At 53.5% G+C, this 16,915-nt stretch carries 14 protein-coding genes; 1 reads left to right on the top strand and 13 read right to left on the bottom strand.

Going from position 1 to position 16,915, the window contains the following annotated elements:
• From AB6729_RS01885 to AB6729_RS01945, 13 genes are all read right to left on the bottom strand, one after another.
• Positions 1-4,131: a BACON domain-containing protein gene (locus AB6729_RS01885; protein ID WP_371079862.1), complete on the bottom strand. Its 4,131-nt coding sequence runs from the start codon at positions 4,129-4,131 to the stop codon at positions 1-3.
• Between the two features lie 113 nt (positions 4,132-4,244).
• Complete coding sequence (locus AB6729_RS01890; protein ID WP_371079863.1) at positions 4,245-5,045, bottom strand: CpsD/CapB family tyrosine-protein kinase; 801 nt, start codon at positions 5,043-5,045, stop codon at positions 4,245-4,247.
• Complete coding sequence (locus tag AB6729_RS01895) at positions 5,045-6,517, bottom strand: GumC family protein (RefSeq protein WP_371079864.1); 1,473 nt, start codon at positions 6,515-6,517, stop codon at positions 5,045-5,047. The genes AB6729_RS01890 and AB6729_RS01895 overlap by 1 nt, the downstream gene beginning before the upstream one ends.
• Positions 6,507-7,799, bottom strand: a complete 1,293-nt coding sequence (locus AB6729_RS01900; RefSeq protein WP_371079865.1) for a hypothetical protein — start codon at positions 7,797-7,799, stop codon at positions 6,507-6,509. The genes AB6729_RS01895 and AB6729_RS01900 overlap by 11 nt, the downstream gene beginning before the upstream one ends.
• Positions 7,796-8,431: a polysaccharide biosynthesis/export family protein gene (locus AB6729_RS01905; RefSeq protein WP_371079866.1), complete on the bottom strand. Its 636-nt coding sequence runs from the start codon at positions 8,429-8,431 to the stop codon at positions 7,796-7,798. Before AB6729_RS01905 ends, AB6729_RS01900 begins: the two co-directional genes overlap by 4 nt.
• A 140-nt stretch (positions 8,432-8,571) precedes the next feature.
• Positions 8,572-9,852, bottom strand: coding sequence for a glycosyltransferase family 4 protein (locus AB6729_RS01910; RefSeq protein WP_371079867.1), 1,281 nt, complete (start codon positions 9,850-9,852; stop codon positions 8,572-8,574).
• Entirely contained in the window at positions 9,849-10,937 is a 1,089-nt protein-coding gene (locus tag AB6729_RS01915) for a glycosyltransferase family 4 protein (protein WP_371079868.1), read from the bottom strand. The genes AB6729_RS01910 and AB6729_RS01915 overlap by 4 nt, the downstream gene beginning before the upstream one ends.
• A gap of 59 nt (positions 10,938-10,996) precedes the next feature.
• Positions 10,997-11,770, bottom strand: a complete 774-nt coding sequence (locus AB6729_RS01920) for a polysaccharide deacetylase family protein (RefSeq protein ID WP_371079869.1) — start codon at positions 11,768-11,770, stop codon at positions 10,997-10,999.
• A complete protein-coding gene (locus AB6729_RS01925) occupies positions 11,767-11,967 on the bottom strand; it encodes a hypothetical protein (RefSeq protein WP_371079870.1) in 201 nt (66 codons plus the stop codon). Before AB6729_RS01925 ends, AB6729_RS01920 begins: the two co-directional genes overlap by 4 nt.
• Positions 11,955-13,388 (bottom strand): NAD(P)/FAD-dependent oxidoreductase, encoded by a 1,434-nt coding sequence (locus tag AB6729_RS01930; protein ID WP_371079871.1) that lies wholly within the window; start codon positions 13,386-13,388, stop codon positions 11,955-11,957. Before AB6729_RS01930 ends, AB6729_RS01925 begins: the two co-directional genes overlap by 13 nt.
• A gap of 1 nt (position 13,389) precedes the next feature.
• Positions 13,390-13,746: an EamA family transporter gene (locus AB6729_RS01935; RefSeq protein WP_371079872.1), complete on the bottom strand. Its 357-nt coding sequence runs from the start codon at positions 13,744-13,746 to the stop codon at positions 13,390-13,392.
• A complete protein-coding gene (locus AB6729_RS01940; protein ID WP_371079873.1) occupies positions 13,746-14,126 on the bottom strand; it encodes a hypothetical protein in 381 nt (126 codons plus the stop codon). The genes AB6729_RS01935 and AB6729_RS01940 overlap by 1 nt, the downstream gene beginning before the upstream one ends.
• 13 nt (positions 14,127-14,139) lie before the next feature.
• Entirely contained in the window at positions 14,140-15,255 is a 1,116-nt protein-coding gene (locus AB6729_RS01945) for a Gfo/Idh/MocA family protein (protein WP_371079874.1), read from the bottom strand.
• A 268-nt stretch (positions 15,256-15,523) separates the two neighbouring features.
• Between AB6729_RS01945 and AB6729_RS01950 the strand changes: the two genes are divergently transcribed.
• Complete coding sequence (locus tag AB6729_RS01950) at positions 15,524-16,891, top strand: nucleotide sugar dehydrogenase (protein ID WP_371079875.1); 1,368 nt, start codon at positions 15,524-15,526, stop codon at positions 16,889-16,891.
• Positions 16,892-16,915 lie beyond the last annotated feature (24 nt).

Below are 16,915 nucleotides of genomic sequence, written 5' to 3' on the forward strand. Positions count from 1 at the left end.
TTACTGTTGAACAACTACATTGCTGAAGGAGATGGGTTGTGAAGAGACATCGAGTGTGATGGCACCCGAAGTTAAGGTGCTGTCCGTTGTCGAAATGATCAGAGTATTGTCGTAGTAGACCCGAATCTGATTGCCAGCGAACTGCATGCGTACTGTGTGTTTGTTTGTATCGAGCAGCATGGTGGGTGCCTGCCCCAGGAGGGCCAGGCCTGAGGAGTCGATCGCCCATCCCGTGGAGCGCAGGAGCTTGATCGTGTTGTCCGCTGGATAGAGCCAGACTGCGTAGGCTGCACCAGTCGTTAGATTGACACGTCCACGAATGCCACCCGGATAGTTAGAAAGATTGCTGAGTTTGACGTCCACCGACAAGGTGTAGTCTGTCCAGCTTTGGCTGCCGGCGTATTGCTGAGTATGGCCACTACCGTTGTAGTTGAAGGATCCATTGGCTACGCTCCAGTTTGAAGCGTAGCCCAGCGGTGATGGCGTCCATTGCGTTGAGCCGGACGCGAAGTGATCCTGGAACAGAAGATTGCCGATGCTGAGTGTTATAGGAACAGTAAGAGCGGCAGTGGCATTGGTCGAGCTCAAGGTAATATTTCCCACTGTCGTACCTGCTGCGAGTGCTGATGTGGACGGTGTCAGAGATAGCGTTCCAGGAGCAGAGGCAGATGCGGGTGAAGGAGTGAGCCAGGAGACACTGCTGGACGCAGTCCATGCCATTGCCCCCGTGCCTGTGTTTTGGACGGACAGGGTTGCGGCAGTGGGCGACGTTCCAGCCGGACTAAACAGATAGAGAGAAGAGGGGACGGCGTTGATGGTGGCGGTGGGTTGAGACGTCACCGTAAACGTGACGGGAATTTGTACCGCGCTGCCACTCGATGGTGTCAGTGTCAGTGTTCCCGTATAGGTGCCCGCATTCAGACTTGCAGCGCTGGCGGTGACCGTGACTGTGGCCGGTGTAGAGGTTCCCTGTGCCGGCGCCGCAGTCAGCCAGGCCGCGTTGGTTGACGCGACCCATGACACGCTGTTGGGCGAGGACGTAAGGCTGACGGTTTGTGCCGGTGCAGATGCGCCCGGCGTTGCGTTGAAGGTTAACGATGTCGGAGATGCCGTTGCAACGGTTGATGAAGTAGCGGCATTAGAGACCACGACAGAGTTGTAAAGCACCACCTGATTGGATGGGTCCAGGGCTACCACGCCGGATGTATATGTGGAGTCTGTTGCGGTGAACAGTTGTGCTCCATCCCGCGATACCGTCAGCGCGCTGCCGTGCATCGATAAGAGATACGTATGTGGGTTCGCATCAAATACTAACTGGTTATAAGTACCGATCAATGTGTAGCCGTTCGAGATATTCCAGTTGACTACCTTGTATAGATTCACTGTATGGTCGGCGGGATAAAACCATAGCGCATAACCAGAACCGTCGACTGGGTTTACTCGAGCACGGAAACCACCCGGGTAGTTTGAGACCGGCATGGTCATATTGATTGCCAGGTCATAGTCTGTCCAGCCTGCATTGCCCGCATAGATGGGAGCGATACCGGCTCCGTTGTAGCGCAATGTAGATCCCGTGCTGGACCATCCGGAGAGACCGCCGAGTGGGGATATCGTCCAAGAATTCAGGTTCGAGGTAGAGATGGTGATTGGAGCAGCGGTGACCGCAAATGTAACCGGGATCAGGAGGGTAAGTGATGGCGCTGTGGACGAGACAGTTACTGTAGCGCTGTAAGTTCCCACCGCGAGCGAACCAGCGCTGACAGAGAGGTTCATTGTTCCTGGTGTTCCTCCGCTGGCAGGTGACATGTGCAACCATGATGCACTCGTGCTGGCGGTCCAGTTCACATTGGTGGTACTTGGGTTTGTGATGGAGACCGACTGGGATGCTGATGACGTGGTGGTACCGACCTGCTGGCTAAAGGACAGTGAGGTGGGGCTTGCGATTAAGGAGGATGTGTTGGGGATCACGGTCAGCGATACGTTAACAACATAGGGGCTATAAGCGGCTGTCGAGGAACTTACTGTGAGTGTTCCTGTGTAGGTGCCTGCCGCCAGACTGGTGCTGTTGACATTTACTGTGACCGTTGCGCCGGACGATCCGCTGGCTGGTGTGGCACTAAGCCACGATGTGCTGCTGGTTGCCGTCCAGGTATAGGTTCCTGAACCGAGGTTTGCCACCGTGATTGTCTTCGAAGCAGGAGAGCTTCCAGCGCTTGCCGAAAAGCTTAACGATTCAGGCGATACCTGCATTGTTGGTGGTGCCTGATTTGCGAAAGTATAAGTGCCGCCATTGCTAAAACCGGGAACGGAAAGAAGCCGGCCTTCGTCATCTCCGTAGAAGATGTAACTCTTTGTCGGGATGAGATGTCCATCTGCATCGGTGGCCGATCCGGTAAAGGTGAGGCTGATGGTGGAGGGGGTAACAGAACCACTTGCCAGCAGAGAATGATTGCGTGCGCGCAAATAGTCGCCCATGCCGTCCATGAACTGGTGGGTCCCTTTGTTGGCGCTGAACCACTGGGAGAGCTGCGTAATGAAGCTCTGCCGGTCTGCCGTAGTTGACTGGTCAAGATTGCTTCCGTCATGGGTATAGATCTGAACGGGCTCCATGCCTGACCAGAAGTGCCACATATAGTATTCCCATTGATTCAGGCTCTGGGCCACAGTGTAGCCATTCGCTGTGCTTGGCCATAGCGCGTCAGGCCGTGTGAAACGGCCACCGGCCTGTCCGACCTGCGAACCAAAGGAGAAGAAGGTCTGTGCAGGCTTACCAGCAACGCTGTGGACTACCAGGTCATCCGCGAAGAAGAAGGGGAATGTCTCCTCGTAATCAGTCGGATATACCGGAGGCTGTTCATAGATACGGAATGGTCCAAGCGGGATACGTTGCGCTGGTGTCTTTGGATAATTGAAGTAATACGTTCCTGGGGCCTGGGGAGACGTGATGTAACGAAGTCCAAGGCTGTTCCACATCTCGTAACCCGAGTTATCGGAGATATCCCAGTAATGCGCAACCATGGAGCGGCCGAATGTGGGAAAGGTATCCGTGCCACCCTGGCCAAGTTTCCATGTCAGAGCAGACGCTATGTTGGCTTGCCATTGGGCATCCGTGTTTGGCACAGTCAGATTCCAGTACAGGTCGCCACCAGAGCCATATGCCAGGCCGTGAGGGGAGGTATGCAGGTAGTTCGAGTTGATCGCGCTGATCATCTGCGCGCGTTCGCCACCCGCGGTTGCAAGAGAACTGAGTTGCATATTGAGCTGCGGCATCCATGGACCGCCTGTGCCGTCCGAAGCCACCGTGCCAGTCAGGCTGGTATTCCACATGTCGGGGATGCGTGACATGACACCGGGTTCGTTGTCATCCATCTGGATTGCGGCAATTCGCGGATATCCACGCAGCACGAATGGCTTACGTGCCGCCCAAACCACGCTTCGCCAGAACAAGTCATCGACGCCCTGCACAAATCCAAATCGATCTGCGTGCAGATAGTCGTATGTCGTGAAGTCGACGATTCTTCCTCTGCCGTATGTCGTCGCGAGAATCAGAGGATCGGTTCCAAGCTCTGCGACAACGGTACCTGTAGCCCCCGTCAAAATTGTCGCATTGGATGCGATCGTGGTGGTTCCATTGCCGTGATAGTTGTAAGTGATGTCGCCAGCAGGATCATTCAGCCAATGCCGTTGCAGGGTAGCAATGTAATGAGGTGCAGAGCCGCCCACCTGTACCGCTGCGGGAATAACGATGCTTGTTTGATCGAAGCCGAGTGTGGCGCCCGTTGCGTGAAACATGGTCTGAATATGTGTCTGTGTTCCGATAGCAGTATCGCTATCAAGATTTACGAAACCCGTTCCATTACCGACGGCTGCGACGATCGCATTCTGCCATGCCATACTCGGATTCAGTCCGTTATGCGCGGCGATGATGAGCTGTGATGCGGATAAATCCATCGCTGCCGTCTGGCTGATATCGATAACCTTATAAGGAACCTGCAGGTGCACGAGATATCTTTCCGGTCCCATCTGGTATGTGCCGGGAGTTGTGCTGCTGGTGTTGTATCCGGTTGTGTTCGCGGAATTCACAAGCACAACAACGGTAAGGTCCTGGCTCTGAGCCTGCGCAAATGGCATCAGAAATAAAGCGCCTGTTAACAGCAGACTGCAGAGAAGTAGGAAGCGAAGATAGCGGAGACTCTGGTATAGGAACATATCGATTTCCTTGCAAGACAGAAATTAGGAAGTTACTACTTTTGTCCGTATGAATCTGACAGCAATGTGTCGTTGTAGATCACAAAGTTGAGCCGTTCGCCCAAACGCTCTGCGGCGCGTTCCAACATCGCCCGTGGTGTTCCGCGTTCGCGGACAACCATTAGCGCGAGGTCTACCCTGGGTAAGATTTCTTCCACGTCCGATACCGCGAGCACCGGAGGGCCATCGATGATGACCCAGGAAAAGGTTTGGCTTGCCCACTGAATCAACTCGGTAAGTTTCTTTGACCGCAGCAGACGAATGGGGCGCGTAGCAGGCTTATTTACTCCCAGGTAAAACAATGGAAGTTCATGCAAACGCCGCACCGCGGAAAGCCCTGATATTTCACCTAATAAGACATCGTTTAGATCGTGCGGAGGGTTCTCCGGCATGTAGCGATGCAATCCAGGTCTACGCAGGTCTAGTTCCAGCAACAAGGTGCTGTGTCCGGCTTCGGCAAGTGCCCACGCAAGATTGTTCGCGTTCATGGTCTTGCCGTCGCCAATGCCTGGGCTGGTCAGCAATACAGTGCCACCCGCCGGGCGCAGATTGCTGAGTCGCCGCTGCATCAGACGAAACTGTTCCGAGGCTGCCCCGTATGGATCGACATGAAAGACAGAGTATTGCTGCGTTCTGTCGGCCCCGCCAGCCTCCAGAAGGGGGATGCTATCCAGATATTCTTCGTCATCAACGTGGAGAAAATCATGTGAGATAGAAGCGATCTCTGAATCGTCGATTAACTTCAATTCACGGCGCGTGTGTGTTACGGATTCGTGTTTCAGGGAAAGCGAAATCATTATTGACCTCCCAGCAGAAAGCGTGATTGTGGAAGGCCCCTGCGGATCACAGGAACGTTTTGCATTCCAGGCGTTGTTCCCAGCAACGGAATATCAGGCAGACAATCCCGCAGTTCAGTTTCGGACTTCACAGTGTTGTCAAGGGTTTCAGCAAGTAACGCGACTCCGATCCCGGAGACGAGCGAGAATAAAAACGCGGCCAGGAATAGGGGAATGCGCTTGGGGCCAACTGGGGCTTCGGGGACACGTGCCTTGTCCAGCATGGTGAAATTACCGCTCTGTTGCTCTTGCTGGAGTTGTGCAGCCATCTGTGCTGAGTAGGTCTTTTCCAGCAGGGCGCGATAGTGATCGCGGGCCGTACCGTAATCGCGAAGCAGTTGTGAGACTTCTTGTTCGCGTACAGGCGCAGAGTCAATTCTGGATTGATATCGGTTGATAGAGCCCTGAATCTTTCGCTGTTCGTCCTGGAGACGATCATGGTCGCGGTGTATTAGTTGCAGTCGTGGATTTGCGGTATTTGTCGAATCAGCTGTCGCCAAAGGGGTAGGGTCAGATGGCAAGGACGCGATTTGTCCATCCAGAGAACGGATCTCAGCTTCCTTCCTTCCTACATCCGGAAAACTATCCGTGTAGTGCTTGCGCAGTTCGACTAACTCTGTCTGCGCTGCATATTTCTCCGTCATTAGTTTTTGCCGCACAGATGTAGAGATAGATGGCGTGCGCGGTGATCCTGTATCTGGCAGCGATGAGGTGAGGAGCGCCTCATGGTCCAGACGGCTTTGCGCTTCTGTATTTGCCTGCAGTTCCACTTGCAGACGCGACAGTGTCTGCATGTTGGCGTCCAACTGATCCGGTAGCTCTCCGAGGTGCTTCATCTTGTAGCTACGGAGTTGTTCTTCCAGGTCATCCAACTGTGACTTTGTCGTTGTTAACTCATTCGCAAGGAATGTGGTGGTGCCTTTTGCTTCCTGCTCACGATCCTGCAGGTTCCACGATATGAAGGACTCTGCAAGACGATTGGCTACATTTGCTACTTCCTGTGCGGAATCGCCGGTATAGCTGAGTGTGAAAGCGCTCAGTCCTTCCGAGTTGTGCTTCAGTTCGATGCCGATGTTCTTGCGCATCCGCTTGATTAATTCGTCATGGCTCACCTTGTCTCGCAGATTGGAGAAGAGATGAAGTTCGTCCATGATGGTTTCCAACCGGGATGAACTGAGTATCTGCTGGCTCAGAGTGTTCAGGCGTTCACTGGCATCCATGGTTGCGATGCTGTTCACGTACTTGTCTGAAATACGCTGCGGATTCACCAGAATCTGTGTTTCAGATTGGTAGACATCCGGCATTTGCATCACGTAGGTTACTCCCGCCGCAAGCACAGCCACGGCGACGAAGAGGATGAGTCGATAGCGATACCGAATCGCACTCAGCAACGTGTGGATACCACTGAGCGGAGACCTGTGTTCATCGGCCATAGCGCCCTCCATTTTGTTTTTGCCAGGTGAAGGCTACGAAAAAGACCGTGCGCGCCAGGTCCGCAACGGGCGTCGTGCTTGCAGGAGCGGGACCTGTCACCGATCGTTGAAAGCGACGTGCCGTGAATGTCCATTCCGCATTGTTTGAAATGGGGCGGTGAAGTTCGACAGACACGAAGTAGCCACTCAGATCTGTGCTTTGAGCCGACGTAACTCCACCGTGGTAACTGGTGTATCCGCCATTCACAGCTGCGACGAATTGCCGAGGATTGCCTACTTGCATTCCACCGAATCCTGAAGTTTCCCATAGAGAGCCAGCGACGTCACCATTGCCACGCTTGCGGCTGGTTCCAACGTACGCACGCCGGCCGCGCACGCTCTGCGCTGAAAGCAATGCCTGATATTGATAGTTTCCAGTGCACTGTGAGGAACCAAATGCTGGACCTATCCCGCCGTCGAGGCGGACAGCGCTTGAAAGTTGCATCGTAGCGAATCCCAGCAACGATGAGGTGGTGCAACTGCCGGAACCGTAATATTGCTGCACGCCATCTGCACGCACGCCAATCAGAAAGGCTTGACTCAAATACTTTCGAACGGAGCCTGTGACGTTATACTGACGAGTCGATGGCGCAGCGCCAAGGAAGTTCTGAAAACTTACATTGGCGCCGAGAGAGAAAGCCTGGCTTTCAGAGACCTGATGGTCGACCACACCCGAAACATACTGACGCAATGTGTTGCCCGTGATTACACCAGCAAGAACACTGTTGTTGTCGATCGACGTCGTGTTGACAGCGGCCAGGCTTAAAGAGCTGCTTGCCCGTGCGGAGTCTGCGCCATAGGCATTTGCAGCGTTCACTCCCCAGGTGGTGTTCCGGGAAGGTGAATGCGTGAGGTTCAACGTTGTCCATTGATATTGCTGCATATCAAGTCCGCTGCCGGGGAACAACTGGAATGTGGCGTCATGGCGCAAGGATAAGTAACTCGTGCGACTTCTGCGGGCCATGCCAAGGGTGCCCTGAATGTTGCTGAATTGCGACGAAACGTCAGGAATATTGTTTACAGCTGAATCATGACCATAGCTGGCGGAGACGCCAAGATTCAGATCCGAGCGTTCGCCCATAGAGACATTCGAACTGATCCAGGACGGCTTCAGCTCTTGTGATTCCACCTGCTGCTGTGTGCTGTTCGTTGCAGCAACCAGATTGCGATCCTGTGCCAGCAAAGGGATCGGAGCGCAGAGCAACGCACTGATCGTAATAAGCATGGGCTTTGAAATAATCATGGGATCACCACGGTGTCGCCAGGACTCAACGTAAGATTGTTGCCGCCATCTTTGGATTGCGTCATCGCCTTGTAGCTCAACAGGTGCTCGTCGCGCTTACTGTTAGAGCGAATTACCTGAATCTTCTTGCGCGATGCAAATTCTGTCAGGCCGCCGGCTTGTGCGATGAGCTGGAGCACGGTGATGGGAGTATTGAGGGGATATGCTCCTGGCCTAGCCACTTCGCCCGTGATGTAAACCATTCGGCTGTGGATCTCAGAGACAGTGACTGTCACGCGTGGCTCAACGACCATGGACTGCAGACGCGTCTGTACGATCTCTTCCACCTGTGATGGTTCTTTGCCGATTACCTGAAGGTCACCCAGGAGTGGAAGGGATATCTTGCCATCGGGACGCACAACGACGACCTGACTGAGATCCTTTTCTTTCCAGACCTGCACATTCAACACATCACCGCTACCGATGGTGTATTGCGTGGGTGTAACAGCCGAATGTGCATCTGCTAATGCCGTTGTCGATACTGCAGACTTTGTTACATTCGTAGTGGCCTGTTGGCCATTGCACCATACTGTGCAGAGCAGGAGCGGCGGTATATGTAGTGCGCTCCACCTTATTTTCCGCTTCGAGTCCATAGCCCTTGTCCTTCCCATGCCAGTAAAGAAGCAACCGGAAAGCCAAAGTGTTTTGCTTCAAAAGTGGCCATTTTGGGGCTTTCATGGAGTAAGGAGAAGGCGAACAAGTGAAAGGTATGCAAGTGTCTGCACACTTCCTTTCACTTGTTTGGCACTAGTTCCCGATAGACGGAAAGCGTCTGTTTTGCGATTACGTCCCAGCTCGTGTACAGCTCGCGGTTACTTGCAGAACCGGAGGCTAAGGTGCGATACATCGTCTGTGTCTTGGGATCTCCGGATAGGCCCAACAAAAGTGTGTGGAGTACTTCGACGAGAGCGTTTACGTCTCCAGGAGGAACGAGGAGAGCGTTTTCCTTGTGGCGAAGAAATTGTCGAAATGGCGCCAGATCCGAGGCGATGATGGGTTTTCTGTAACTTAGCCCGGTCAGGAGTGCGCCACTGGTCGTGATCGCACGATAGGGATAGACCAGAACATCGGAAGCCTGGAAAAGGAGCGGTAATTCCGTAGTCGTGATGTAACGAATCTCCGTGCGAACGCTGTCAGACAGATGTTTCGCAGCCCCGTTCACTAGAGTTACTTCAGTTGTCGAACCGGTCCCGGCGATGAGTAATAGGGGTTTGGTCGCAGTGTCAGGCCAATCATGCATGCATCGTTCCCATGCCTGCAGCAGCAGGTCCAACCCCTTGTACGGAGCCATGACACCTTGCCAGAGAACGACCGGCCGGTCGCGTTGGATGCTCAGGCTGGCTCGTGCTAAACATTGCTCGTTCTCTGTTTCCGGAGGGGCTTCAAACAGTGGCCCGTGCGGAATGACGGAGATATTGCGAGCGTTGACTCCGAATTGTTTTATTAATTGTTCCGCTACATCAGGCGAGTGGCAGATAAGCCGATCCACGGTCGTATAGAGCCGTTGATAGGTGGCTCGCAGTGTATTGCCACTGTCATGTGGCAGAAGATTATGCACGGTGTGCACCACCGGTACGCCACAATGCTGTGCGCATGCGATGGTACGAAAGTCATCATGAACCCCATGATTGAGTGCAGGCAACTGCTGCAAGTGCAGAACATCCGGACGCGCCACAGAGGAGTGCTTTAATTGCCATCGCAGCGTCGCAGAGTTTGCCATGGCTGCAAGGAGTCGTGCTGCTTTTCTGGCGGGAGAGGGCAGTTTGTTTGCATGATGAAATGTAAACGGGCCAGGACATGATGCAATCCCCTGGCTTTTGAAGTATGCCGGTTCGCCTGCAATTTCGGAAGAGATGAAACGAACGGATGCCCCGTTGTTAAGTAGTGCTTTCACAAGAGCGGCACTATACCAAGGGGTAAAGCAAAATGCATCGGAGAGCCAAATACTCCAGTTGCGATCCAGTTGTGCCACATCGGATCCAGATGGTGATGACGTAAGCGCTGGTGCAATCATGCCTGCATATCCATGCGGTTGGCGCGCGTCAGATGTCGTTGGGGGTGATGACTGGACGCGACAGTGCGGTAAACCTTTTGGTATTCGGCAGTCATCATCGCGACATCGAATTGTGATATCGCTTTTTGTGCCGCTCTGCGCTCCAGGCTTTGCCGCAGAGCCTCATCTTGCAGCAGAGCGAGGATTGCATCTGCAAGCTTCTCCGGACTGTCAGGCGGCACAAGCATTCCAGCATGGCCGTCTTCGAGTAAGCGAGGAATCTCACCCACCGAGGAAGCGACAATCGCCTTGCCTGCAGCCATCGCTTCCAGAATGGCCAAAGGCATTGCCTCGATGCGCGACGGCTGGACAACGATGGTGCATAGCTTCAAAAAATCTGCCGTGTCGTCACAAAACCCTGGCATGTGGAACGAGGCGGTTACGCCTAGTTTCACGGCCAATACTTCGAGTCTTTCTCGCTCTGGTCCCTCTCCCGCGATGCAGCAGTGCAAGTTCGGATATTGGTCGAGGACTCTTGGTAATGCCCAAAGTAAAACGTCAACACCTTTTTCTTTGGATAGACGCGAGAGGCCTCCGATGACAAGCGGCTGACCGTGTTTGGTGTGATTGCTTGAGCCTTGGTACTTTGCGACATCGATACCATTCGCAATTACGCGGATACGGTGCACGCCATGGTGCCGAAGTTCAGCAACGACGCCTTGAGAAACGGCGATCACGGTGTCGAACCATCGCAAAAAAATCTGATCCAGAGCAGCATATTTCTGCAGAGCGGCGGTACGCTTCGTCCAGTTGTGACATGTCGCAACAATGGCACAGCCTGCAAGCCTTGCGCCAAGAAAACCGTAGATGTTGGCTTTGTAGCCGTGTGTGTGCAGAACATCAATGTGATTGATCTTCAGGAAGTTTGCCAGATCATGAACCGCGCGCCAGTCCCAGCGCCCGCGGCAACGTAAACTCCAAACCGGTATTTTGCTTTGATCGGCCTCGCGAACAACCTGTGCGCATGACGCTCCGTCTGCATTGAACAAGCCGAGGTAGACCTGTTCGCCGGCCTGATTCAATGAGCCTGTCAAGAGATTAACCATTCGCTCTGCGCCATAGAATCCCGAACTGGAGACCAGCTGTAGTACTCGCATACTGCCTCCTAATTCGGTGTGGCCCGGAACAGATGGAACCACAACCTCTGATACGCCTGATCGCCCAGCAGACGCTTTACGCTGTTTCGTGCCTGATACATAGAGTGAATCCTCCGCACCGTCATCCAGTCACCACTGGAATAGCCGTTGATGACGCGCAGACTCGTTCGGCGCTGTATGGCAAATCTGCCAATGACGGCTGGCGTCCGTAACTCGTCCATGTTGATTGCAGGCCGATAAAATCCAGGTTCCGAGGTATATACCGTTTCGTATCCAGCCAGTGCACATGCCCTCAAGACCTCCTCATTCCATCTGCCACCAGGCATGGAAATGGATGTCACCGATATACCCAATCGATCTTCGAGCGTGTGGCGCGATCCAGCCAACTCTTCGTACATGGCAGATGCACTGCAGGATGTGAGAAATGCGTGCGTCGCGCTATGTGATCCGATTGTGTGCCCCCTGGCTGCGAGTTCGCGAATATCTTGCCAACTCATGAAGCCGCGGCGCTGACCAATCCATGTGCTCGGTAGAAAAAAGTGACCGTGAAGGGCCGTGAATTCCAGAAGTGGAGCTGCAAATCGAAAGTTAGAGTAGTGCCCGTCATCGAATGTGATCACGAGAGATTCGGGGCTATCGTTGACCGAATGACGCATGGTCCACAGATGCTGTAAGAAAAGCTCTGGCGTGATGCAATACACGTCATTCACATTTAGGCTGTGAATTTCGTGATACGCAAACGCACGTATGGGAGCGTCTTCCATGTGGACGGTCGTGTTCATGCTGTGCCGTCTCCTACACTCTGGTTTGATATAGACGGTTTAGGGATAGCAACACGCACGCGGTTCAGACGATCCAGGATCATGGAGCCCAGAATCAATCCTCCAGAAAGAAGAAAGAGGCACAGTGCCGGGCTGCGGTTGAGTATGCCATCCAGCAGGTGAAACAAATTTTCAAAGAGCAATGTCATGCTGTACATGCGGCACGCACCCCCTGCGTCTTCGTAAACACCGAAGGTATTTGAACCACATCTGCAGTATGTTCAAGCTGTCGAACGGCCGGAATGTCCTGCATGAGCGCGTCGCATGTTGCTTCGGCAATGGAGGTCATCGCATTGTTGTTGAGCGTGTTGTTGATGATCTGCGCGGTGTTCGCTACATAGACTCCGGCGACTGGTGTGCGGGCTGGCGGGGCGAGTGTCGAATAGTCGATCGTTGGTACGGGCTGAACATCTTTCTGCCGAAAGACGAATCGGCTTTCAATATCCTCTTCCTGCAGGTCGGGAAAGATTCGCTTGAGATCTGGCTGAATGTGCGCCCATATAGCATCATCGCTCGCCCCAAAGAGCGGATCAGAGGGTGAGGTGTATCGCGGAAGATAGACGAGGTGTCTTCCGTTTGTTTCCTGTTCTGGATCGATCAGGTTAGTCATTTCAATGACACCTGTGAATCCGATCTTCTCCGTAACATTCGTCACATAAAACGACGAGAGCTTCCGTTTCAGGACCAGCACCGTGCACACGATGCCCAGATACATCACCTGTCCCAGTCGCTCTTTGTACAGGTGATCTTCCACCTGGAGCAGCGAGGCGATAACGCGATTGGGGGTTGTAAGTACTATGCCGTCGACATAGATATCCCTATGTCGCGCACGAATCAGCACGCCTTCGCCCGGGACATCGTTTCTGCCTGGGCCAATGCTTCGAATATCGACTCCAAGGCTCGTTTCACCGTGCAGGGAATTGACTGTCTGTTGTAACCGCTTGAAAAGCGTTCCGTAGCCTCCATGCAGATAGCCAAGCCGTTCCTGTGTTCCGGGGCCTTTCTCGCGCGTGGAAGCAAGTCTCACGATGGTTCCCCAGAGGAATGCGGCAGACGCATACTTGCGCAGTTCACCCAGCTTGCACCGCAATAGTGGTTCCCATACCTGGGAGTAGACCTCTTCCCCGAAAATGCGCCTCGTCCATTGGCATAGCGGAATGCCTTCCAGCTTGCGCCCGTTCTTGAGACGCGTGACATATAAGGTCATGAGTGCGAGCCGGGCTTTTGACAGCAGGGAAAGATGGCGATAACGCAGGAGGTCAGTCGGGCCAGTCATCCGATGAAGCTCGCCGTGAGAAAACAGACCCACTTCTGTCTTATTCCATCGAAGTTCGCTGTCGAGGCCAAGATCCTGGATGAGGCGCAGCAGTGGCTTATCAGAGGTCAGGATGCAGTGATAAAAGCGATCCCAATGAAATGAGCCAAAAGACTGCGTTGCGCTCAATCCGCCGAGCTCGATTTCGCGTTCCAGGATGGTGACGCGATAGCCAGCGCGTAACAGACGAAAGGCACAAACCATGCCTGTAAATCCGCCTCCGATCACTGCAATATGTGACTGTCGGACTTCAGCATTCTGCATGCTACACACTCCCTGCCACCATGGCGGCTCCGCACGTTATAAGGCCCACTGCGATCCATCGCCACTTCGTAACGCGTTCATGAAGAAGAACCGCTGCCAACCCTGTTACTGCGACATATCCCAGACTCATCAGTGGGTACGCAATGGAGATATCGAGTCGTCGTAGCGCAATAATCCAAAAGATCATGGCGCCTGTGAACTGGATACCCCACAGAAGTAACCACGGCACCGCCAGATATCGTTGTTCGACCACAGACAGACGATTGGTTGTATGTTTCAACGTGACTTGCGCGAACGACCCCATTGCAATGCTTACCGCGAGGGAAGTCCAGGCAAAGGAAAGAGAAGAAGTCGACATTAGCATTCGCTTTCCTTTGTGTTCGTTTTCGACAACAATACGATTCCACTTGTCATCACAAAAATTCCGCACCAGCGCAGTGGCCCCATCCCTTCGTGCAGCAGGAAATGTCCGATGAATCCCATCAGCACATAGTTAATCCCTGCAAGTGGATAGAGATAACTGATGTTGCGCTGCGCAACTGCGGCAAACCACATCACGGTCCCTAATCCATAGACGCAAAGTCCAATGAGAACTCCTGTAGTGAGCGGTAGGGGCCATTCCAGTACCGTTCTGGAGAAAGCCACATGTGCTGTCAGTCCCAGTTTGATCAGAGTTTGACCAACTGCAGCCATCAGCACAGAACCGATCACTAACAACTCTGTCTTGTATCCGCTCATTTGAATTTCGCTCTCAGGAGACCGCCGCCACGGGTAACTGTTCCGTAAGCGGGATCTGAGGTGTCCATTGGCGGTCCATGGGAGTGAGCTTTGGCATGCGCTTGCGTGCCATGCCGGACTTCAGCGAAATTGGCAACCCGTCGAGCTCCAGTGATTTCTGCGCTGCCTCCAGGATGCGCACCACTCGAAGACCGTCCTTCGCGTCGCTGCGCGGTGTCAGACGCTGATTCACGCATTGAATGAAGTGCTGGAACTCCAGTTTCAGAGGCTCGGTGGTCGTAAGGTGCGGGATCTGAATATCTCCAAATCGCACCTGGATTGCTTCGCCATAAGAGTAAGTCGCAGGCTGTTGCGCTCCGCTGTCATAGATGCGCAGCTTTTCCGTTGTTGCGGCATCATCAAACACCAGCATTTTCTTGCTGCCGACGACGGTTGTGCTCCGCATCTTGTGCGGGTCCAGCCATGAAATGTGGATGTGTGCCATTCGGCGGTTCTTGAAGAAGAGGCTTAGAAAAACAACATCTTCAATTCCGTCCTGAATGTACGACTGACCTCGGGCACTGACATCCACCGGCTCTTCTCCAAGGATGTAGAGGATCTGGGAGATGTCATGCGGGGCAAAACTCCACATTGCGTTTTCATCTCCCCGGATGCGTCCCAGATTCACGCGCTGCGTGTAGATGTAATAGACATCTCCAAGTTCACCGGCCTGCACAATGTCGCGGATCTTATTTACGGCGGGGTGATATTCCAGAAGGTGCCCGACCATCAAGACTTTCCTGCGCTCTTCTGCCAGCGCCATTAACTCTTCCGCGTCTGTAACGTTCAGCGTGAATGGTTTTTCGACGAAGACGTCCTTATCCGCGAGTAGAGCCATTTTGGCTAATGGATAATGCATGACTGCCGGAGCAGCAATTGCAACCGCAGTAATTTCCGGGAATTGCGCGAGCATTTCGTCAAGAGATGCAACTGTTTGCACACCCCAGTTGCGCTCTGCCAGAGCGCGGCGGTTCTCACTCAGATCGCTGCAAACTACCAAATCGCAATCAGGCAACTCATATAAGCAACGTGCGACGTTGCAACCCCAGGCCCCAAGACCCACCACACCTAACTTCAAGCGTGTATCCATGTCCGTTCCATCTCCCATCTAGGAATCGTTTGTATTAGGTTGTGCAATTGTTATGCCAATGCAAATGCAGGTTTCAGGCGCAGGTTTCCGAAACCTCAAAGCTGAATAGAAGCAGAGACGCAAAGTTCTGCATACTCTATGCACACCGTCACGTTACTTTCGGATCCCTTAACTGCACGGAAGATACGAAACCCCAGATATAGCGCATGAATGATGAAGTCATCCCGGTCGTTTTGGGTTTGGTACGAACCGTGCAACATGCCCCGGCATGAACAGCGTTACTCTCGCATCACGTGCCCATCAGGTGGAGCGTCAACTCGATAAGCTCCAAGCGAAGACTGCAAAGGTTGGCGTCATCGGCCTTGGATATGTCGGTCTGCCTCTCTCACTCTTGTTCTCGGAAGCGGGTGTCGCTATCCAGGGATTTGATATCGATACGGCTAAAGTTAGCCAACTTGAGGAAGGGAAGAGTTACATCTTTCGTATTCCGCCCACAGAAATCGAGATGGCTCGTTCGCAGGGATTTCGTGCGACCACGGATTTCTCGAAAATCTCAGAGCAGGATGCAGTTATTGTTTGCGTGCCAACGCCCCTGACTGAACATCGCGATCCAGATCTCTCCTTTATCGAACGCACTGCGGAATCAATCGCTCCCTGGCTCCGTCGTGGACAGCTCGTTGTACTTGAAAGCACGACATATCCCGGAACCACAGAAGAAGTGCTCATTCCGATCCTGAATGCGGGCAGCCCGGAAGGACTGTGCGCTTACGAAGAAGGCATGGACCCGGACGGCGATGTTTTCTTTGTCGCTTTCTCGCCGGAGCGTGAGGACCCAGGTAACAATACGGTCGCCCGTCGCGATATCCCCAAGGTCATCGGTGGTCATGGGGCACATGCAGGACGCCTGGCATCTATGCTTTACGGCAATATCTTCAGTAAGACGGTATCTGTGTCTTCGACGCAGGCAGCGGAAATGACGAAGTTACTCGAGAACATTTATCGCTGCGTCAATATTGCGCTGGTCAATGAATTGAAGATGCTGTCACACCGGATGGGAATTGATATCTGGGAGGTCATTGATGCTGCGGCGACCAAACCATTTGGCTTCCAGGCGTTCTATCCGGGGCCGGGCCTTGGCGGTCACTGCATTCCGATTGATCCGTTTTATCTGAGCTGGAAGGCACGTGAGTGGAACTTCCATACCCGCTTCATCGAGCTTGCCGGTGAGATCAATGAAGGCATGCCGCGCTACGTTGTTCAGTCCATCGCCAATGCTCTCAACTCACACCGCAAATCGATCAATGGATCCCGGATTCTAGTGCTTGGCATGGCCTACAAGAAGGATATCGACGATCTTCGCGAGTCTCCTTCGCTCGAGATTATCGAGATGCTGCAGGACGAAAAGGCCATCGTGGAATACAACGATCCCTACTTCGCCAAAGTTGGTCGAGGCCGCCACTACGACCTGGGGATGACCTGCACACCGCTGGACCGCATCGGCGAGTTCGACTGTGTCGTCATCGCCACTGATCACTCGGATTATGACTACGCCTCCATCGTCAAAAATGCACAACTTGTTGTCGATAGCCGCAATGCAACGCGCGGCATTGAGTCCACCAAGATTGTGCACTGCTAGTCGTCGCCGATAAGCAAGAAAGGG

Origin of the sequence: Terriglobus sp. RCC_193 (assembly GCF_041355105.1) — a bacterium.
Classification (GTDB): domain Bacteria; phylum Acidobacteriota; class Terriglobia; order Terriglobales; family Acidobacteriaceae; genus Terriglobus.

What these genes read in the sequence shown, in the direction of transcription:
- AB6729_RS01895 (WP_371079864.1), bottom strand. Translation starts at nt 6,517, where the DNA reads ATGGCCGATGAACACAGGTCTCCGCTCAGTGGTATCCACACGTTGCTG.
- AB6729_RS01900 (WP_371079865.1), bottom strand. Translation starts at nt 7,799, where the DNA reads ATGATTATTTCAAAGCCCATGCTTATTACGATCAGTGCGTTGCTCTGC.
- AB6729_RS01945 (WP_371079874.1), bottom strand. Translation starts at nt 15,255, where the DNA reads ATGGATACACGCTTGAAGTTAGGTGTGGTGGGTCTTGGGGCCTGGGGT.
- AB6729_RS01950 (WP_371079875.1), top strand. Translation starts at nt 15,524, where the DNA reads ATGAACAGCGTTACTCTCGCATCACGTGCCCATCAGGTGGAGCGTCAA.
- AB6729_RS01915 (WP_371079868.1), bottom strand. Translation starts at nt 10,937, where the DNA reads ATGGTTAATCTCTTGACAGGCTCATTGAATCAGGCCGGCGAACAGGTC.
- AB6729_RS01920 (WP_371079869.1), bottom strand. Translation starts at nt 11,770, where the DNA reads ATGAACACGACCGTCCACATGGAAGACGCTCCCATACGTGCGTTTGCG.
- AB6729_RS01885 (WP_371079862.1), bottom strand. Translation starts at nt 4,131, where the DNA reads ATGCCATTTGCGCAGGCTCAGAGCCAGGACCTTACCGTTGTTGTGCTT.
- AB6729_RS01910 (WP_371079867.1), bottom strand. Translation starts at nt 9,852, where the DNA reads ATGATTGCACCAGCGCTTACGTCATCACCATCTGGATCCGATGTGGCA.
- AB6729_RS01890 (WP_371079863.1), bottom strand. Translation starts at nt 5,045, where the DNA reads ATGATTTCGCTTTCCCTGAAACACGAATCCGTAACACACACGCGCCGT.
- AB6729_RS01925 (WP_371079870.1), bottom strand. Translation starts at nt 11,967, where the DNA reads ATGTACAGCATGACATTGCTCTTTGAAAATTTGTTTCACCTGCTGGAT.
- AB6729_RS01930 (WP_371079871.1), bottom strand. Translation starts at nt 13,388, where the DNA reads ATGCAGAATGCTGAAGTCCGACAGTCACATATTGCAGTGATCGGAGGC.
- AB6729_RS01940 (WP_371079873.1), bottom strand. Translation starts at nt 14,126, where the DNA reads ATGAGCGGATACAAGACAGAGTTGTTAGTGATCGGTTCTGTGCTGATG.
- AB6729_RS01905 (WP_371079866.1), bottom strand. Translation starts at nt 8,431, where the DNA reads ATGGACTCGAAGCGGAAAATAAGGTGGAGCGCACTACATATACCGCCG.
- AB6729_RS01935 (WP_371079872.1), bottom strand. Translation starts at nt 13,746, where the DNA reads ATGTCGACTTCTTCTCTTTCCTTTGCCTGGACTTCCCTCGCGGTAAGC.